Origin of the sequence: Paenibacillus dendritiformis (assembly GCF_945605565.1) — a bacterium.
Taxonomy (GTDB): Bacteria; Bacillota; Bacilli; order Paenibacillales; family Paenibacillaceae; genus Paenibacillus_B; species Paenibacillus_B dendritiformis_A.
Genome location: NZ_OX216966.1, coordinates 3886923 through 3903984 on the forward strand (window position 1 = coordinate 3886923; position 17062 = coordinate 3903984).

General features: G+C 51.8%; 14 protein-coding genes and 1 other annotated feature. Of the genes, 10 read left to right on the forward strand and 4 right to left on the reverse strand.

Annotated elements, in window-relative coordinates:
• Nucleotides 1-2 precede the first annotated feature (2 nt).
• Entirely contained in the window at nucleotides 3-494 is a 492-nt protein-coding gene (locus NNL35_RS17195; RefSeq protein WP_006677427.1) for a cation:proton antiporter regulatory subunit, read from the reverse strand.
• A 202-nt stretch (nucleotides 495-696) separates the two neighbouring features.
• Between NNL35_RS17195 and NNL35_RS17200 the strand changes: the two genes are divergently transcribed.
• The 3 genes from NNL35_RS17200 to NNL35_RS17210 are packed head-to-tail and all read left to right on the forward strand — an operon-like array spanning nucleotide 697 to nucleotide 3126.
• On the forward strand, nucleotides 697-1353 hold the full coding sequence (locus tag NNL35_RS17200; protein ID WP_006677426.1) for a TetR/AcrR family transcriptional regulator: 657 nt from the start codon (nucleotides 697-699) through the stop codon (nucleotides 1351-1353).
• Nucleotides 1354-1368: 15 nt separating this feature from the next.
• Nucleotides 1369-2283 carry an ABC transporter ATP-binding protein gene (locus NNL35_RS17205; protein ID WP_006677425.1) on the forward strand — a complete coding sequence of 305 codons (915 nt, stop codon included), beginning with the start codon at nucleotides 1369-1371 and terminating at the stop codon, nucleotides 2281-2283.
• A 6-nt stretch (nucleotides 2284-2289) separates the two neighbouring features.
• Nucleotides 2290-3126 (forward strand): ABC transporter permease, encoded by an 837-nt coding sequence (locus tag NNL35_RS17210; protein ID WP_006677424.1) that lies wholly within the window; start codon nucleotides 2290-2292, stop codon nucleotides 3124-3126.
• Nucleotides 3127-3313: 187 nt separating this feature from the next.
• Here the strand turns inward: NNL35_RS17210 and NNL35_RS17215 are convergent, their stop codons facing one another.
• The 3 genes from NNL35_RS17215 to NNL35_RS17225 form a co-directional block, all read right to left on the reverse strand.
• Nucleotides 3314-3982, reverse strand: coding sequence for a uridine kinase family protein (locus NNL35_RS17215; protein ID WP_006677423.1), 669 nt, complete (start codon nucleotides 3980-3982; stop codon nucleotides 3314-3316).
• Between the two features lie 33 nt (nucleotides 3983-4015).
• A complete protein-coding gene (locus NNL35_RS17220; RefSeq protein WP_050979427.1) occupies nucleotides 4016-5473 on the reverse strand; it encodes an RtcB family protein in 1458 nt (485 codons plus the stop codon).
• Between the two features lie 313 nt (nucleotides 5474-5786).
• Nucleotides 5787-5999, reverse strand: a complete 213-nt coding sequence (locus NNL35_RS17225; protein WP_006677421.1) for a cysteine-rich CWC family protein — start codon at nucleotides 5997-5999, stop codon at nucleotides 5787-5789.
• Nucleotides 6000-6508: 509 nt separating this feature from the next.
• Nucleotides 6509-6767: a binding site (T-box leader), on the forward strand.
• Between the two features lie 72 nt (nucleotides 6768-6839).
• Here NNL35_RS17225 and NNL35_RS17230 point away from each other — a divergent pair.
• The 7 genes from NNL35_RS17230 to NNL35_RS17255 all read left to right on the forward strand — a co-directional run bounded on the left by NNL35_RS17230 (nucleotide 6840) and on the right by NNL35_RS17255 (nucleotide 16481).
• Nucleotides 6840-8519: a glutamine--tRNA ligase/YqeY domain fusion protein gene (locus NNL35_RS17230; protein ID WP_006677419.1), complete on the forward strand. Its 1680-nt coding sequence runs from the start codon at nucleotides 6840-6842 to the stop codon at nucleotides 8517-8519.
• A gap of 261 nt (nucleotides 8520-8780) precedes the next feature.
• The gene (locus tag NNL35_RS17235; protein WP_006677418.1) at nucleotides 8781-9434 is read left to right on the forward strand and encodes a FusB/FusC family EF-G-binding protein; all 654 of its coding nucleotides are present in this window, start codon (nucleotides 8781-8783) and stop codon (nucleotides 9432-9434) included.
• Nucleotides 9435-9580: 146 nt separating this feature from the next.
• Nucleotides 9581-9913: a DUF421 domain-containing protein gene (locus tag NNL35_RS30530; RefSeq protein ID WP_337999306.1), complete on the forward strand. Its 333-nt coding sequence runs from the start codon at nucleotides 9581-9583 to the stop codon at nucleotides 9911-9913.
• A gap of 35 nt (nucleotides 9914-9948) precedes the next feature.
• Complete coding sequence (locus NNL35_RS30535; protein WP_338111479.1) at nucleotides 9949-10293, forward strand: DUF421 domain-containing protein; 345 nt, start codon at nucleotides 9949-9951, stop codon at nucleotides 10291-10293.
• 48 nt (nucleotides 10294-10341) lie between these two features.
• Nucleotides 10342-11154: an adenosylmethionine decarboxylase gene (gene speD, locus NNL35_RS17245; RefSeq protein ID WP_006677417.1), complete on the forward strand. Its 813-nt coding sequence runs from the start codon at nucleotides 10342-10344 to the stop codon at nucleotides 11152-11154.
• Nucleotides 11155-11316: 162 nt separating this feature from the next.
• Nucleotides 11317-14787, forward strand: a complete 3471-nt coding sequence (locus NNL35_RS17250; RefSeq protein WP_006677416.1) for a BadF/BadG/BcrA/BcrD ATPase family protein — start codon at nucleotides 11317-11319, stop codon at nucleotides 14785-14787.
• 32 nt (nucleotides 14788-14819) lie between these two features.
• Nucleotides 14820-16481, forward strand: a complete 1662-nt coding sequence (locus NNL35_RS17255) for a hypothetical protein (protein WP_006677415.1) — start codon at nucleotides 14820-14822, stop codon at nucleotides 16479-16481.
• Nucleotides 16482-17062 lie beyond the last annotated feature (581 nt).

Here is a 17062-nt window from a genome sequence, read left to right on the forward strand (position 1 = left end):
GATCAGCGTCTCCCGGTTTGCAGCAGCTGCTTCAACTGCTTCAATTGGTGGCGTTCGCCCGCAACGACGAGGATCGTGTCTGCCTTAAAGGTATACTCCGGACCGGGATTGATATGCTTGGCGCCTTTCTCAATAGCGGCAATAATCGTGACTCCCGCCGTCTGACGGATATTCGCTTGGCCGATCGTGCTGCCGACACAGGCAGCATCAGGCGCGACTCTGTACCATTCAATCGTCAAATCCTCTAAAGCGACATCCATCGTCTCCAATGCCTTCGGCCGGTAAGTCATTCCCCCGACGATCGCCGCAAGTTGTCTTGCTTCTTCATCCTCGAGCGTAACCATGGATGTGCAATCATCCTGATCATGGTTATCAAAATGATACATTTCGCGCCGGCCGTCATCATGGATGACAACGACCAGCCTATCGCTGCTTTGCGTTACCATTTCGTATTTATGACCGATGCCTGGCAGGTCGGTTTCTTTAATGTACATGCCCTCAACCTCCTCAACTGCGGTTAGTGTGTGAATAAAGCAGGGATTTTAATCAGGAAATGGGGGAAATGGCAGCGAACGAGCCGTCCGTGCCGTAGGGTCAACACTGAAGAACTGGCAAAAATGCCCTTGACTTACGAACTGGAAAAATGTTAAGATTCTTATCGACCGACAGTCAGTCGGGTGCGTGGGGGTATGAACAATGAGGATTTCTAAAAAACCGGAAGAACGAAGAAACGAAATATTGGACGCCGCCGAGTTGCTTTTCACGACAAAAGGTTTTTCCAAAACAACGGTTAACGATATTTTGCACATGGTTGGGATCGCCAAGGGCACGTTCTATTATTACTTTCAATCCAAGGAAGAGGTCATGGACGCGATTGTCATGCGTTTTATTGACTTCGGAGTCGAAGCCGCTAAGGCAGTCGCCGCCCATCCCGAGCTGACGGCTCATGACAAAATATTTCAGATCATGATGTCGCAGCAGCCGGACGCAGGCCGGAAGGAACAAATGATCGAGCAGCTGCACCAAGTGAACAATGCGGAAATGCATCAGAAAAGCTTGATAGAAACGATTCTTCAACTAACCCCAGTCTTGACGGAAGTCATTGAACAAGGAATAGCGGAAGGGGTGTTCGATACTCCTTATCCCAAAGAAACGGTCGAAATCCTGCTGGTGTCTTCCCAATTTATATTTGACGAAGGAATTTTCCAGTGGCAGCCCGATGAATTGATGACCAAAGCAATTGCATTTACTTCCATGATGGAAAAAATGTTGGGAGCGGAAAAAGGCAGTTTCGACTATATGATTGGTAAATTCGGCCGATCTCTGAAAAATGGAAATTGCAATGAAAATTAGGAAGCGGTGATTGGGATGGACAACATTATCGTGGTGAAAGATTTTGTGAAGAAATATGGGGATTTCACAGCGGTCGACCGGGTATCCTTTGAAGTCGAGAGTGGAAGCATCTTCGGTTTTTTAGGACCTAACGGCGCGGGCAAAAGCACTACAATCAACACCTTATGTACGATCATGGAGAAAACGTCGGGCGTGCTGCTTATCGACGGCAAGGATGTAAACCGGGATAAAGACAAGGTCCGAAGCGTGATTGGGGTTGTGTTCCAAGACTCAACCCTCGACAACAAAATGACGGTTGAAGAAAATTTGAAGATGCACTGCTATTTTTACGGTTTGCCGAAATCCATTATGAATGAGCGTATTGATTTTGTGCTGGAGATCGTTGATATGACGGACTGGAAAAAGGCAATGGCCGGCAGCTTGTCGGGAGGCATGAAAAGAAGAGTCGAGATCGCCAGAAGCCTCCTGCATTTTCCTAAAGTTTTGTTTTTGGATGAACCTACGACAGGGCTTGATCCGCAGACGAGAGCGAATACTTGGGAGTACATTATCAAGCTCCAAAAGGAGAAAAATTTGACGATATTTTTAACGACTCATTATATGGACGAGGCTGAAATTTGCAATAAAGTGGCTGTTATGGACCACGGCAAAATTATTGCGTTCGATGAGCCGCACGCATTGAAGCAGCGATACACCAAAGACAAAGTTCATATCGCTAGCAGCGACGAGCGTGCATTAGAATACTTGTTGCAACATTTTGAGATGAGCTATGAGAGAAAAAACGGTTACTTCGCCGCAGAATTTACCCGATTATCCGACCTGCTGGACATCGTCAGCGAACATCGGCCGGCGATTACCGATATCGAAATTAAAAAAGGTACGTTAAACGATGTGTTTCTTGAAATTACGGGCAAGGATATAAGGGGGTAACTGGGGATGCGCATTGTTGCGGCGATATGGTTTCGAAATGTCAAACTATTTATCAGAAATCGTGTGCAATTGGTTTTAATGCTGATAATGCCGTTTTTTTATTTATATTTGTTAAGCTCCGCTTTCGCAAGCACATCGATAACCAATCCGTTACATTATGTGCTGGCCGGTATTGTAATCATTGTCGTGTTCCAGACATCGCTGAATATCGCAACCTCGACGATCGAAGATATCGTGTCCGGGTATATGAAAGAAGTGCTTGTTAGTCCTGTCAAAAGAATACAGATCGCGGCCGGACAAATGCTGGCCTCGGCAACGATTGCTACGTTCCAAGGGATTATGATTTTGATCATCGGTTATTGTATCGGCATGACCTATGCATCCATTTTGACCCCCTTTGCCATTATCGGCTTCATGATTTTAGTCGGACTTGTATTTTCGGCGTTCGGATTATTTTTAGCGACATTAGCCAAAAATTCGCAGACCTTTCAGATTGTCTCGGTCGCCGTTACAACGCCGTTCACTTTTTTATGCGGCGTGTACATTCCGCTTAGCTTGCTGCCGGACGGCTTGCAGTATATGGCGTTGTTTAATCCGATGACCTATGCCGCGGCATTTTTCAGAGCGCTTAGTTTAGAAAAAATGTCTTTGCCGCCAGACGAGTTAGTCGCCGAACAGCTCGCGTTTAAAGTAAGTGATTTTGTGATAACTCCTCAACTGGGCATCATCTTTATCATTTCATTCGGGATCTTATTTTTATTGCTCTCGACGATTGCCTTTGCCAAAGTTGATTTTTCAAGAATGAACCGGGCGCAAGGAACGAAAGATATTTTTCAGCAATAGAAAATAGGAGCAGTGCGGACCTTGGTTCCGTTATTTGTACACGATTAACGGATTCCCGGTCCGCATGACTGCCCCTCAAAATCATTCAGATTCTCCTATTTCATCGCAGCGCTAATGATTCATATACCAATGCAATGCTCTTTTTTCCAGTTCCTTCACAAACGCATCTTTTCCGTCCATATAAGCTTCAATATTGCATCATATCAATGATCGGCTTGGCCTTTAGCCCGGGTACCGAGGTACCTCCATTTTCCGTCCCGTAGACCACCAGGTCGGCTCTTTGATGGGGGAGGTGCTTCGCCATATAGATGTCCTCCGCAACCATCCAATTAGTCACCCACATATCGCGCGCTCCTTCTCCGTCTCTAGCTAGTCCTCTCGACAGTCTCGTCTCTCTTGGGCAATCGACCCATATCGCAACATCGTATTGCTCCGCCAATTCGTGCCGGATGGAGTACACTCCTTCCACAATGACCACCCCGCCCACCGGAACCGTATGCCATTCCGCCAATGTATCGCTATCCCAATCATACCGTTGATAGCGGCCTTCCCGGTCTTGGCTGAGTGGGCACAGCACTTGGCGCCGCATGCGCTGCCAATCGAAATCCGCGCCGACGGGCTTCTCCATCGGGGAGCCTTCGACGATATCAGCGAATGGCAAATAAAAATCGTCCATATGCACAACGGTTGCATTCGGACATTCCGCCGCTAATTGAGATGCGAGTGTGCTTTTGCCCGAGCCGCCGCAGCCATCGATTCCGATGACCAGCGTCGCATGTCTTCGCGGAACGATGTCTATCGCTTGAATCAACTGCTCGATCGTTTGAAATGCGCTTTTTTTCATCACAAACTCCATCCGGCCCTCCACTACTCCTCTTTAGTGTAAGCGTTAACCGCCTTTGACTGTCGCCAATGGCTTGCATCTTGCCACGACGCCGGCAAGACCTGCTCCGACGACGCTCTCGATAATCTGCTCCACATCCTTGTAGGCTTGCGGCGCTTCGTCGATAATCGACTCCAGCATGCGCTGATTCACGACGACTTCGTCGTCCGTGCCGACCTGAAGCGAGGCCGCGAACTCGTCTACGGTCACAAGCTGCTTCGTGGCGCTGCGCGAACGGACGCGCCCTGCGCCGTGGCAGATGGAGTAGTAGTTCGCCGCACCTGGGTCACGGCCGACCATCAAGTAAGATGCGCTGCCCATGGAACCCGGGATAAGCGCCGGATGTCCGGTCGCCGCATACGGCTTCGGATTATCCGGATGGTGCGGCGGCAGCGCGCGAGTCGCCCCTTTGCGGTGCACGAACATGCGGCGTCCGTTATGACTTTCTTCCCATGCATAGTTGTGCATCAAATCATACAACGTTGTCATCTCGACCTTCGACCCGAGCACATCGCGGAACGCTTCGCGAATGCCGAACGCCATCAGATGGCGGTTCACAACCGCATAGTTCAGCGCTGAATACATCAGATGGACATAGCGCTCCGCCACCGGCTCCGACAACGGGGCGAACACTAACCTTGGATCGGCCGTCCCGACACCGGCTGACCGCATCCATTGCGCCATCTCTTTGCTGCACTGCTGACTGACAGCGCCGCCCCAGGCTCGCGATCCGGAATGGATCATGACGATGACCTGGCCGTCGAACAATCCCCAAGCTTCGGCCGTATCCCGGTTCGACTCATCGATCTCCACCGCCTGGATTTCCGCGAAGTGGTTGCCGCCGCCGAGCGTTCCGAGCTGGCGGTGGGAACGATGCCATGCTGCGGCCGGCATCTCGTTCAGCATCTCTGCGTCGAACGCGAATTTGCTGTGTTCCACATGGGTGAGGGAGGTCATCTTTTTCGGCGTATACGAGTCCGGCACGTATTTTTTGGGCAAGCCATGAAGCCCTTTGACCAGCACATGCTCCAGGCGGATGTCCGAGAAATGGCCGCGCGCATGAGAGTCGACAGGAACCAGCTTCTCGATCGCCTTCACCAGCTTGCGCCGCAGCTTCACATCCTGCAAGGCGTCGCGGTGGACATTCGTCAGATGCACCCGCATGCCGCATCCGATATCGCTCCCAACGATAGAAGGGGAGACATAACCATCACTGGCGTTCCATACGGCGGTCGTGCCGATGCAGGTGCCGACACCGACATGGACGTCCGGCGTATAGCTCATATAGACACGGTTCGGGATTTGCAAATTATTGTTGGCCATTTCAAATACTTTGGCCCCCAGATCTTGATAAAGAGCGTTATTGGCATAAACGTGGAGCGTGCCGGCAGGCAGCTCGATGGTGCGGTAATAGCATTCTTGAGCAGGCAGGTCACTGCCATATATAAAATTATCCGTATGCATATATATCGTAATTCCTTTCTCATTTCCGTTCGAGTTTATTGAATAATACAAAATAAAAAAGACCGCAGACTCTCGTCCCGCGGCCATTTGATCATAATAAAAAGCCATAGACGTCATCGTCTACGGCAAGCAACCGATTAAGCCTCCCCGCGAGGGGGATCACCCGATTATCTTGTTCTCACTCCGTAGAGGCCGACGAGAGACTGTTCCCAATCGATATGCAATTGCAATGCCGCAGCTTGATTCCATGTCATCTTCATCAACCTCCTTTTCCAAAATATACATTCATCATAAAATGGCAGTGCTCTCGATGTCAATCTTTATTTTTCTCCACGAACGCTTTGACGCACTCTTCGCACACGCATGCTTTCCGGCGCTGTTCCGCCGGTATCTTCTCCAGCAGCTCCTGGGGAACGGAGCGCTTCATGCACCAGCATTCGGTATGAGGCCGCCCGGCCGCATACGCGCAATGATTGGGCTGTCCGCATAACGGACAGCGTTGAGGATCGATTAGAACGGTATTCATATGTACTGTACACCTGCTTCGGACTGAAATTTGTACGCCTGTACCAAGTATACCAGAATGCGCCGATTCCAAATACGGCACTGATCACAGGGAGCAGTTCACGCAACTCACACGATATCCCGTTGGCAGATTCACAAAAAATCCCCGTCAAAAAAATAGAAAGGAAGGAATCGGATTGAGGCGCTTGACTTGCCAAGATCTGAAGTGCGGAAATAAATGTGGGCGTGAATACGGTCTTGCGCCACCTGGTTGAACGGCTGCTCCATGCCGAAGCATTGGATTGCGAGCAATTGGCAGTGATGAACGATGGATATAGACAAACTGTATCTCTCCATTCCGCTTGTCGCAGGCACATTGCTAACCGACATTTTCCCTCATTTGCAAGCCAGATATATGAACAGATGAATGAACGATTGGGGAGGTATTATATTGATTGGTCCGAGGAGTAAAACCGATCGCTGCCGCGTATGTTTACTTTCGTCATCATTGATGATACTATGTACCAAATAAGAAACGCCATGAAGAGAAGAGTAGATGAATGAGGAAGCCTTGCAGAGAGCTCCGGCAGCTGAAAAGGAGCAGGATTCCCTTCGTTGAACCAAGCCTCTGAGCGGCGCATCGGAACGGGTTGCCGGGATGGTGCGACAGGTGCTCCTGTTACAGAGCTAGGGTATAAGCATCCGATGCGGCTGCCGTACCTGATGAGGCGGATATAGCGATATATCGGCGAACCGGGGTGGCACCGCGACAGCAAATCTCGTCCCCAAGACAGCAGTCTTGGAGGCGGGATTTTTTTATTTTCCTGCATGAAGAACAAACCATACAAGGAGGTTGTGCATGATGAATCCTGGCAAGGAAACGGCGGAAGCCGCGAATTTTTTGGAAAAGCTGGTGCGGGATGATATCGCGCAAGGGGAGTATCACAGACCTGTCGCCACAAGATTCCCCCCGGAACCGAACGGGTATCTGCATATCGGGAGCGCGTATGCGATCCATGTGAATCATTCTATTGCGAGCAAGTATAACGGGGCGTTTCATCTGCGCTTTGATGACACGAATCCGCTGAAGGAGGATAACAAATATGTGGATGCGATCCGGGAAGACATCGAGTGGCTGGGATATGAACCGGCGGTCTACTTCGGTTCGGACTATTCGGAACAAATATATGAGTATGCCGTCAAGCTGATTCACAAGGGGAAAGCTTACGTCTGCGATCTGACGCCCGAACAAATGACCGAATACAGAGGGACATTGACCGAACCGGGAACAGATAGCCCATTCCGCAATCGGCCCGTGGAGGAGAGCCTGCTCTTGTTCGAACGAATGCGGAAGGGAGATTTCCCGGCCGCATCCAAAGTGCTTCGCGCCAAAATCGATATGTCCTCGCCCAACCTGAATCTGCGGGATCCCGTGCTATATCGTATCGTGCATGCGGAGCACTATCGGACGGGGAATGACTGGTGCATCTATCCAATGTATGATTTTGCCCACCCGATTCAGGATTGGATCGAAGGAATTACCCATTCCTTCTGTTCTGCCGAGTTCAAAGACCATCGTCCGCTGTATGAATGGGTGCTCCGTGAGCTGGAAGCTCCGGAGCCGCCGAAGCAGCGGGAATTCGGACGATTAAGTCTATCCGGGATGGTGACAAGCAAGCGGTATTTGCGCGAGCTGGTGGAAGGGGGCTTCGTGGACGGCTGGGATGATCCGCGTCTTCCCACTCTCCGCGGGCTGCGGCGCAGAGGGGTCACCCCGGACAGCATTGCACGATTTATGGAGGAGATCGGGATCCTGAGACAGAACAGCGTCATTGACTCTGCCATGCTCGATCATTTTATCCGCCAGGATTTGAAGGAGAGAACGATCGGTTATATGGCTGTCCTGAACCCGTTGAAGGTGATTATAACCAACTATCCGGAAGATCGGACGGAAATACTCCGCCTTAAAAATAAAGAAGGAGATGAAGCGTTAAGCACCAGGGAGGTGCCCTTCGCCAGAGAGCTGTTCATCGAGAAGGAAGACTTCATGGAGGAGCCGATTGCCGGGTTCCACCGGCTGTCTCCAGGAACGGAGGTGCGGCTGAAGGGGGCGTACTTCATCCGGTGCGAGCAGGTGGTGAAGGAGCCGGTGACGGGGGAGATCGAGGAACTGCACTGTACCTATGATCCCGCGACCAAGAGCGGGTCCGGATTCAACGCCAGAAAGGTGAAAGCGACGATTCACTGGGTGTCTGCGGCGCATGGCATTCCGGCTGAGGTTCATGTGTACGATGCGCTGCTGCGGCCTTCCGCCGTGCTGAAGGAGTCGGGAAACTGCTGGGAGGAGCTGGTCAATCCTCATTCGCTCGTCCAAATGAAGCACGCCGTGCTGGAGCCCGCCTTAAAGGACGCTTCCGCCACTGAAAAAGTTCAGTTCGTGCGGCACGGCTATTTCTGCCTCGATACGAAATATACGACGGAGGACAGACGCGTGTTCAACCGGATAGTCTCTCTCAAGGATTCATGGAAGAGAGAAAGATAAGCTGCTCGGCCGCAAAAAAAGGGAGTTGCCGTTCAGGCCGTATTCCCCTTATAATGGACAGCACAAGGGAGGTCGGTAGAAATGGCAAAGCAGTTTGCCGGAATCGGCAACGACTCATGCAAAGCCTAATATTGGGGCGATACTTTGCATGGGGCGGACAGTGATCATAAGGACATGTCGCCCGAGAGAGCTTGATATCGTTTCTAATAATGGGCTTTGCACCTTATTTCCATTCCATCAAAAATAAGGGGCTGTAAAGCAATGTTGAAACCATTTATTAGAAACCATCAATATAATCTGATTAAGAAGCAGACCGATCTTCTGCAGCATGCCTGCAACACGGTGACCGATCCGAAAGTCGTGGAATCGGTACGATACAGCACGCTCACCAAAATCGTCGAAGCGTTCCCGGATGCGGAAGAGGCGCAGAAGCAAGCGCTGGAGAAAATCTCGACGCTGCATTCAACGGTGGAATTCCAGGACTATTTGGAGTCGCTGGTGCCGTACATGACGGAATTTGCGCCCGTGACGGAAAAGCAGATCAGGAAGCTGTTCCCTAAAATCAAAAAGCTGAAGGTTCCCAATGCCGCTGACATCGATTTCCGCTATGTCACCTATGTGGGCTGGACCGACATCGCGACGAATCGAATGTTCTTTGTGTACCATCTGAACGGCCAGCTAGTCGGCATCGAAGGAAGATATACCCCGACGAGCAAGAAGAGCGTATGCTTTTTGTGCAACCGGCATCAAGAGGTCGCGTTATTCTCGGCGGTAACGAAATCGAAGCCGGCGAACGCCTCGCCTGATTACTACAAGGCCATCGGCAACTATGTATGCATGGATAGCGACGCCTGCAACAAGAGCATTACGAATATCGGCACATTGGAAAAATTTATAGGCAACGTTATAGGTTGAACGTATCGATACAGACAGAGGCTGCTGGAGCATATCCGGCGGCCTTTTCTATTCAAAGCGCCATTTCGACCGTCATCTTGCATAACAATCGGCGGGAACGAGGGATACTGTAATAGCAGCCCATCTTGATAGCGAGAAGGTGAAGAATGGAGACGGTAAAAGAATTATTGCTGATTACGGGACGAATCGCCCCGATATTTCCGCTTATATTAATAGTTACACCGTATATGGGGAAGCGATCTATCGGCGAATTGCCGGTATTCGATTTTCTCGTCATTATCGCGCTGGGTGCCGTAGTCGGCGCCGATATCGCCGATCCGAAGATCGAGCATCTTCATACTTTTTTTGCTATCGTTCTCATTGGCCTTATGCAGAGAGCCGTCTCTTCTCTTGCCATCAGATCAAGAAAATTCCGCAAATGGATTGCCTTCGCGCCGACCGTCGTCGTGCACCAGGACAGATGGTCAAGCGAAATCTGAGAAAAGGGCGTTATTCCGTCGATAACATCCTTCAGATGCTGCGAGAGAAAGATGTGTTCAATATAGATGACGTCGAACTCGCCGTGCTGGAGGCGAACGGCAAATTAACGGTGTACAAAAAACCGCAAAAAACAACCGTTACCGCAGAGGATTTGGGAATCGCCAAAACAAAAAAGGGACTTGCTTACCCGATCATCGTGGATGGTTCGGTTTCCGAAGAAGTGCTGTCCTACTTGAAAAAAGATATGACATGGCTGGAATCACAGATGCAAGCCAAAGGTTTGCTAGCGAAAGATATCTTTTTTGCCTCTGTAGATGAGGATTGCCGGCTTCATATTTCGCACCCCGCATCTGGTCCCATCCCGGCGATACGGCATTAAAGACACAGGCTTGGCGACAGATTCGAATCAGAAAGGAGCGGCTCCGTCATGGAAGCCAAAACAAAACCGCGAATCAAGCTGCACGGCTTCAACAATTTGACAAAATCATTAAGCTTCAATATGTACGATATTTGTTATACGAAGACCAAAGAAGAGCGTGAAGCTTATATCGAGTATATCGACGAACAATATAACGCAGACCGGTTAACGGAGATATTGGAGACCGTAACCGAGATGATTGGCGCGAATATCGTCAACACCGCCAAGCAAGATTATGTTCCTCAAGGAGCGAGCGTGACCATGCTCGTATCCGAGGGACCCGTGATCGAGGTTCCCCGCACATCATCCGACGCAATTCCCGAGCCTCTTCCCGAGGCGGTGGTCATGCAGTTGGATAAAAGCCATATTACGGTTCACACGTATCCCGAATACCACCCGAATGAAGGGATCAGCACCTTCCGAGCGGATATCGATGTAGCCACTTGCGGCGAAATCTCGCCCTTGAAAGCCTTGAATTATTTGATTGACTCCTTCGACACCGATATTATGACGATTGATTACCGGGTTCGGGGGTTCACGCGCGATATCGATGGCCGCAAATTATATATCGATCACGATATCCGCTCGATACAAGACTATCTTGACGACAGCATCATCCGGCAATTCGATCTGATCGATGTCAATGTGTATCAAGACAACATATTCCATACGAAGTGCCGGCTCAAAGCGTTCGATTTAGACAATTATTTATTCGGATATTCCAAAGAGGAAATAACCGCAGAGGAACAGCAGGCCATCACGAAAAAAATTAAAACGGAAATGGACGAGATCTTTTTTGGAGTCGCTTCCTTGCGTTCCTGAAGCCATCAAAGCAGCTTGAGCAGTCGCTCACGCTGCCTTTATGGTTTCTTTTTTTTGCCGCGAGAGAACTCCAATGTAGATCATATGAATGTTTGGTGTGATAAATATCACACTTGATGTGTACACTAAGCAAAACTTGAACTGGGATAAGGAGGTAATCGAATGACAACGAGAACCCCAGAGCTGGATTCCCTCATTATTGGAATTGACGTCGGCTCGACGACAGTCAAAGCGACCGTGGTGGATCCAGACAGCAAGCAGATCGTATGGTCGGATTATCAGCGCCATCATACGAAGCAGGCAGAAAAAGTGTTAGAGTTGCTGGTTGCCATCGGCAACGAATTTCCGGATGTGAAGCCGGAAAATATCCGTGTCTTTGCGACCGGCTCCGGCAGTGGTCCTGTCGCTCCTCATATCGGCGCGAAATTCGTGCAGGAGGTCAATGCGGTCACGATGGCCGTGGAGCATCTCCATCCCGATGTCGGGAGCGTTATCGAACTCGGAGGGCAGGATGCGAAGATTATTATTTTCAAGGAAAACAAGGAAACGGGCAATAAGCAGGCGCTTACCTCGATGAATGACAAATGCGCCTCCGGTACGGGCGCCACGATCGACAAGTGCATGATTAAAGTAGGGATGCCTGCAGAAGAAGTAGGCAAGCTGCGCTTTGACGATTCGAAATTGCACCATGTCGCCGCCAAGTGCGGCGTATTTGCCGAAACGGATATCGTTAATCTTGTGAAAAGCGGCATTCCATCAGGGGAGATCATGTGCTCGCTCGCAGATGCCATCGTCATGCAAAACCTCTCCGTGCTCACTCGGGGCAACACGCTGCGGCACCGGGTCCTGCTGCTGGGCGGGCCGAATACCTATTTGCCTTTCTTGCAGGAATGCTGGCGGTTGCGAATTCCTCAGACCTGGAAGGAGCGGGGCTACGAATATCCGACAGATGTGCCCATCGACAGCTTGATCTTCGTTCCGGATAATTCGCAGTATTATGCGGCTTACGGCGCTGTCCTGTACGGCCTGCATGAACCGGCGGATGTCGGCTTATACACGGGATTGGAGATGCTGAAGGAGTTCATTGCCCACGGCCGCAAGGCGAAGCTGGGCGAGAAGGCAGGCCCGCCGCTGGTGGCCAGCGAAGCGGATCTGGAGCAGTTCCGCCGGAGCTACAGCATTCCCAAGTTCACTTCCGCTACGTTCGCGCCAGGTCAGAAGGTAAGGGCGGTCATTGGATTAGATGGCGGTTCCACTTCGTCCAAAGCCGTTCTGGTCGATGAACAAGGGGATATTCTGCTGAAAGAATATCAGCTGTCCAAAGGCAATCCGCTGGAAGATACGAAAGAAATGCTGAAGCGGATCCGGGATACGCTGATGAGACAAGGGGCCGAGCTGGAGATTATCGGCTTCGGCGCTACGGGATACGCCGCAGACGTGCTGGAAAAAACGTTGCGTGCAGACGTGAACATTGTAGAGACGGTCGCGCATATGATGAGCGCCGTTCACCAATTCGGCGACATCGATGTGATTTGCGATATCGGCGGTCAGGACATCAAGGTTCTCTTCCTCAAAAACCGGGATATTCGCAATTTCAAGCTGTCCAATCAATGCTCCGCCGGCAACGGAATGCTCCTGCAAGCGATGGCGGATCAGTTCGGCATTCCGGTTCAAGAGTATGCAAATACGGCTTTTCATGCCGATTTGAGTCCCAAATTTTCATACGGGTGCGCGGTATTCCTCGATGCGGACCGGGTCAATTTTCAGAAGGAAGGGTATTCGAAGGAGGAATTGCTCGCTGGACTCGCTCTCGTCCTGCCCAAAAACGTATGGCAGTATGTCGTGCAGATTCCGCGCATGTCCGAACTCGGGCGCAAGTTCGTGCTGCAGGGCGGAACCCAATACAATCTGGCAGCCGTCAAGGCCCAGGTCGACTATATCAAGGAGCGGGTTCCCGATGCCGAGGTATACGTTCATCCGCATCCGGGGGAAGCGGGGGCGATCGGAGCCGCCATGGAAACGCTGCGCGTGGTGAAGCGGCGGGGCTATTCCAGCTTCTTGGGCCTGGATGCCGCGATTGATCTGCGTTATGTAAGCCGCAACGATGAATCGACCCGCTGCAATTTTTGTCCCAACCACTGCAGCCGGACGTTTATCGATTCCGAGACGCCGGACGGCCAGACGGCCCGTTATATTAGCGGGTTCTCTTGTGAAAAAGGAACGGTGGAAGATCAGGAAGCGGTCGTGAAATTAACGAAAGAGCGGCAAGCGTTGAAAAAGCATTATCCGAATCTCGTCGAATATGAAGCACGGCGCATGTTCCAGCACTTCTACGATGCGGAACCGCTTCCGGAAGCGGGGCTGGAGATGGAGGACGTCCTGTTGACACGCCGCTTGTTCGGATTTGGCATGCGCAAAATACCGCAGAGGCGTCCGTTCGCACGCTCTTCCGCCGAGTCGATGGAGCGGCGCCAGCGGATCCGGATCGGGATACCGAAAGTACTGAACATTTGGTCCACCGCTCCGTTCTGGCGCACGTATTTCGAGACGCTCGGCATCGATAAGCGCAACATCGTATTCAGTGATAACACGAGCGAGGAAATGTGGCAGGAAGGCGGAAAATATGGCTCGATCGATCCTTGCTATCCGTCGAAAGTGGCCCAGGCCCATGTCCATAATCTGCTGTTCAAGCACCATGAGTCCAAACCGCTGGATTACATCTTTTTCCCGTGCATCACGCATATTCCGACCCATCTTCACAATGTGATGGACTCGGCAAGCTGCCCGATTGTGGCGGGCGCTCCGAACGTGATCAAAGCCGCCTTCACCAAGGAAGTCGATTTTTTCGAGACGAGAGGAATCACCTACCTGGACCCGGCGGTTACCTTCACCGAACCGAACATGCTGAAAAAACAGCTGTTCGAAGCATTCGCCGAGCAGCTGCAGATCACCGAAGACGAGAGCGATTTTGCCGCAGAGCAGGGATGGAAGGCGATGGATCGGTTCGATGCCGAAATGCAGGAGAAGGGCAAGGAGATCCTGGAGCAGATCGAGCAGGAAAATCGTCTTGCCATTCTGATGATTGGCCGCCCTTATCATTCCGACCCCGGATTGAATCACGGCGTGCTCGAAGAGTTCCAGGTGCTCGGTTACCCTGTATTGTCCATGCGCGCCATTCCGAAAGACGAGGCATGGCTGCAGCGCTTTTTCAGCGAAGATCTGAAGAGCGGCCGCGTCGAATATGCTCTCGAAGTCAGCGATGTATGGCCTGAAAATTTCAGCTCCAACAGCGTGCAAAAAGTATGGGCGGCCAAGTTCGCCGCGCGTCATCCCAATGTGGCGGTATTGGACTTGTCCAGCTTCAAATGCGGCCATGATGCGCCTACCTACGGCCTGATCGAATCGATCATATCGACGGCCGGGACGCCGTATTCGGCGCTGCATGATATCGACGCCAACAAACCGGGCGGCTCGATCAAGATCAGGGTGAAGACGTATGCGCACAGTCTCGGTCTGCATGAAGAGCGGCTTCAGGATCTGGCGCGCAAAAAGGCGGAGCTGCAGCAGCGGCTGGATCAAAAGCTCGCCGAGCTCACGGGCAGAAAACCGGGAGATCAAGCTGAGGTTATATAGCATTCAAATCTAACGAAGGAGTGACGTAAGAGATGTCTGTTGCAGGAAGCAAGCAAAAAGTCAAAGATCAGGCGACTATCGAGGAGATGCTGCTTAACTTTCAGAAGGAGCAGGAAGAAGCGCTGGGCCTGGATCAGCAGACGGCGAGTCAATGGTTCGATCCGGTACCGCGGCAATTCTTGGCCAAGGACAAAGCGACGACAACCCTTCTCTTCGGGGGCTTGACGATGGCTCACGATTATTTGGTCGAGGGCGCGCTGACGGGGATGGGGTATCGGGTGAAGCATATGGATTGTCCGGACAATGAGTCCCTGCGCTACGGCAAAGAGTTCGGCAATCGCGGACAGTGCAATCCAACCTACTTCACGGTAGGCAATCTGATCAAATATCTGCATCATCTGCGGGATGTGGAAGGGAAATCAAAGGAAGAGATCATATCCAGCTATTTGTTCGTCACGAGCGGTTCCTGCGGCCCTTGCCGCTTCGGCACCTATGTGACGGAGTACCGGAAGGCCTTGCGCGATGCGGGATTCGACGGGTTCCGGGTACTCATTTTTCAGCAGACGGACGGGTTGAAGCAGGCGACCGGCAGCGAATCGGCATTGAAGCTGGATACCGCGTTTTTTCTCAGCTTTTTGAAGGCCGTGCTTCTGGGAGACATTTTGAATGCCCTCGCTTATCGTATCCGCCCCTATGAAGTGGAAGCCGGTGCGACGGATGCCGCGCTGGAACGGTGCAAGCGGTATCTCTATGAAGCGCTGAGCGAACGCAAACGGCTGCGGCAGGCTCTGCTCAAATCCCGCAAGGAACTGCAGGCCGTCCGGGTAGACCGGACCAAGGTCAAGCCAAAAGTAAGCATTATCGGGGAGTTCTGGGCCATGACCACCGAGGGAGACGGGAATTATCAGCTGCAGCGTTTCCTCGAAAATGAAGGGGCTGAGGTTGAAGTGCAATCGATGACGGCCTGGATCTTGTTCCTGATCTGGTCCGGGCGCTTCGATACGAAGGAGCGGATGACGCTTCGTCAAGCCGACTCCGGGAAGCATGGCCTGGAAGGGAAAAATCCGCAGAAGCGGCTGCGGATGCTGTGGCTCGCCGATCGCGCACTGCGGGTCATGTTCCACGCGTATGCGCGGGCCATCGGTCTGTATCACTATCACCTGCCGGACATGGAGGAGATTGCCCGGGTCGCCCATGAGCACTACAACAATCATCTCCGGGGCGGAGAAGGCCATATGGAGGTCGGCAAGCTGATCTTGAACGTCAAGAAGCGAAAGGTGAACATGACGATCTCCGTCAAGCCGTTCGGCTGCATGCCATCTTCCGGAGTATCCGACGGGGTTCAATCGTTAATTACCGAGAAATATCCCGACGCGATCTTCCTGCCGATCGAGACGACGGGAGACGGGGCGATCAACGTGTACAGCCGGGTGCAGATGATGCTGTTCAAGGCCAAGCAGGCGGCGCAGCAAGAATTTGACGAGGCGTTATCGAAAAAAAGCATGACCGCGGATCAGCTGCAAAAAATAAGCGATCGTTCGCGCTTTACCCGTCCGCTGCGGACAAGCCGTCATGTCGTCGCATGCACGGCGGCGAACGGCGTATATGGGGTCCATCGGATATTCAATGGTTCAATGGCCACAAGCTGGCTCTCCCGGTCGCTGCGGATCCTGTCGCCACGGTCATCGCGATAAGCGGGGATGCAGCCTCAGGCTGTCGACAAAGTCCTGTCGACAGCCTATTTCTTATGATGCGCGGGGCTGGGGAAGGCAGGACAGGTTAGGTTAGGGCGCAAGCTTGTCCCTGTGTGAGGCAAGATGGCCTGCGGATGGAGCAAGCTGGCCCGCGCATAAGCAAGATGGCCTGCGAACATGAAAATGCTGCACAGGCGCAGCATTTTTAGCCTCTAGAAGCGAAATTCCGAGAAAATCCTGCAAAACTACATCATTTAGCCGTTTTGAACGCTATCTGTGCCTTACCGTAGGGTAATTGATGTATTTTTGCAGCATTCCTATTTTCGCTACCTCGTGCCAATGAAATTGCTGCATTCTTGCAGTATTGGTGGAGCAGATGCCGAAAATGATGGAGAGATACTGCAGCATTAGCGGAGTGGATAACCGAGGTGCGGATCATACTGCAGCATTAGCGGAGTGGATAACCGAGGTGCGGATCATACCGCAGCATTAGCGGAGTGGATGACCGAGGTGGGGATTATACTGCACATTAACGAAGTGAACGAGCGGAGGCGCGGATGATACTGCGGCTTTGGTGGAGC

Bases quoted from the DNA above. Each gene is read 5' to 3' on its own strand.
- NNL35_RS17195 (WP_006677427.1), bottom strand. From the start codon at position 494: ATGTACATTAAAGAAACCGACCTGCCAGGCATCGGTCATAAATACGAA.
- NNL35_RS17200 (WP_006677426.1), top strand. From the start codon at position 697: ATGAGGATTTCTAAAAAACCGGAAGAACGAAGAAACGAAATATTGGAC.
- NNL35_RS17205 (WP_006677425.1), top strand. From the start codon at position 1,369: ATGGACAACATTATCGTGGTGAAAGATTTTGTGAAGAAATATGGGGAT.
- NNL35_RS17210 (WP_006677424.1), top strand. From the start codon at position 2,290: ATGCGCATTGTTGCGGCGATATGGTTTCGAAATGTCAAACTATTTATC.
- NNL35_RS17215 (WP_006677423.1), bottom strand. From the start codon at position 3,982: ATGGAGTTTGTGATGAAAAAAAGCGCATTTCAAACGATCGAGCAGTTG.
- NNL35_RS17220 (WP_050979427.1), bottom strand. From the start codon at position 5,473: ATGCATACGGATAATTTTATATATGGCAGTGACCTGCCTGCTCAAGAA.
- NNL35_RS17225 (WP_006677421.1), bottom strand. From the start codon at position 5,999: ATGAATACCGTTCTAATCGATCCTCAACGCTGTCCGTTATGCGGACAG.
- NNL35_RS17230 (WP_006677419.1), top strand. From the start codon at position 6,840: ATGAATCCTGGCAAGGAAACGGCGGAAGCCGCGAATTTTTTGGAAAAG.
- NNL35_RS17235 (WP_006677418.1), top strand. From the start codon at position 8,781: ATGTTGAAACCATTTATTAGAAACCATCAATATAATCTGATTAAGAAG.
- NNL35_RS30530 (WP_337999306.1), top strand. From the start codon at position 9,581: ATGGAGACGGTAAAAGAATTATTGCTGATTACGGGACGAATCGCCCCG.
- NNL35_RS30535 (WP_338111479.1), top strand. From the start codon at position 9,949: ATGCTGCGAGAGAAAGATGTGTTCAATATAGATGACGTCGAACTCGCC.
- speD (WP_006677417.1), top strand. From the start codon at position 10,342: ATGGAAGCCAAAACAAAACCGCGAATCAAGCTGCACGGCTTCAACAAT.
- NNL35_RS17250 (WP_006677416.1), top strand. From the start codon at position 11,317: ATGACAACGAGAACCCCAGAGCTGGATTCCCTCATTATTGGAATTGAC.
- NNL35_RS17255 (WP_006677415.1), top strand. From the start codon at position 14,820: ATGTCTGTTGCAGGAAGCAAGCAAAAAGTCAAAGATCAGGCGACTATC.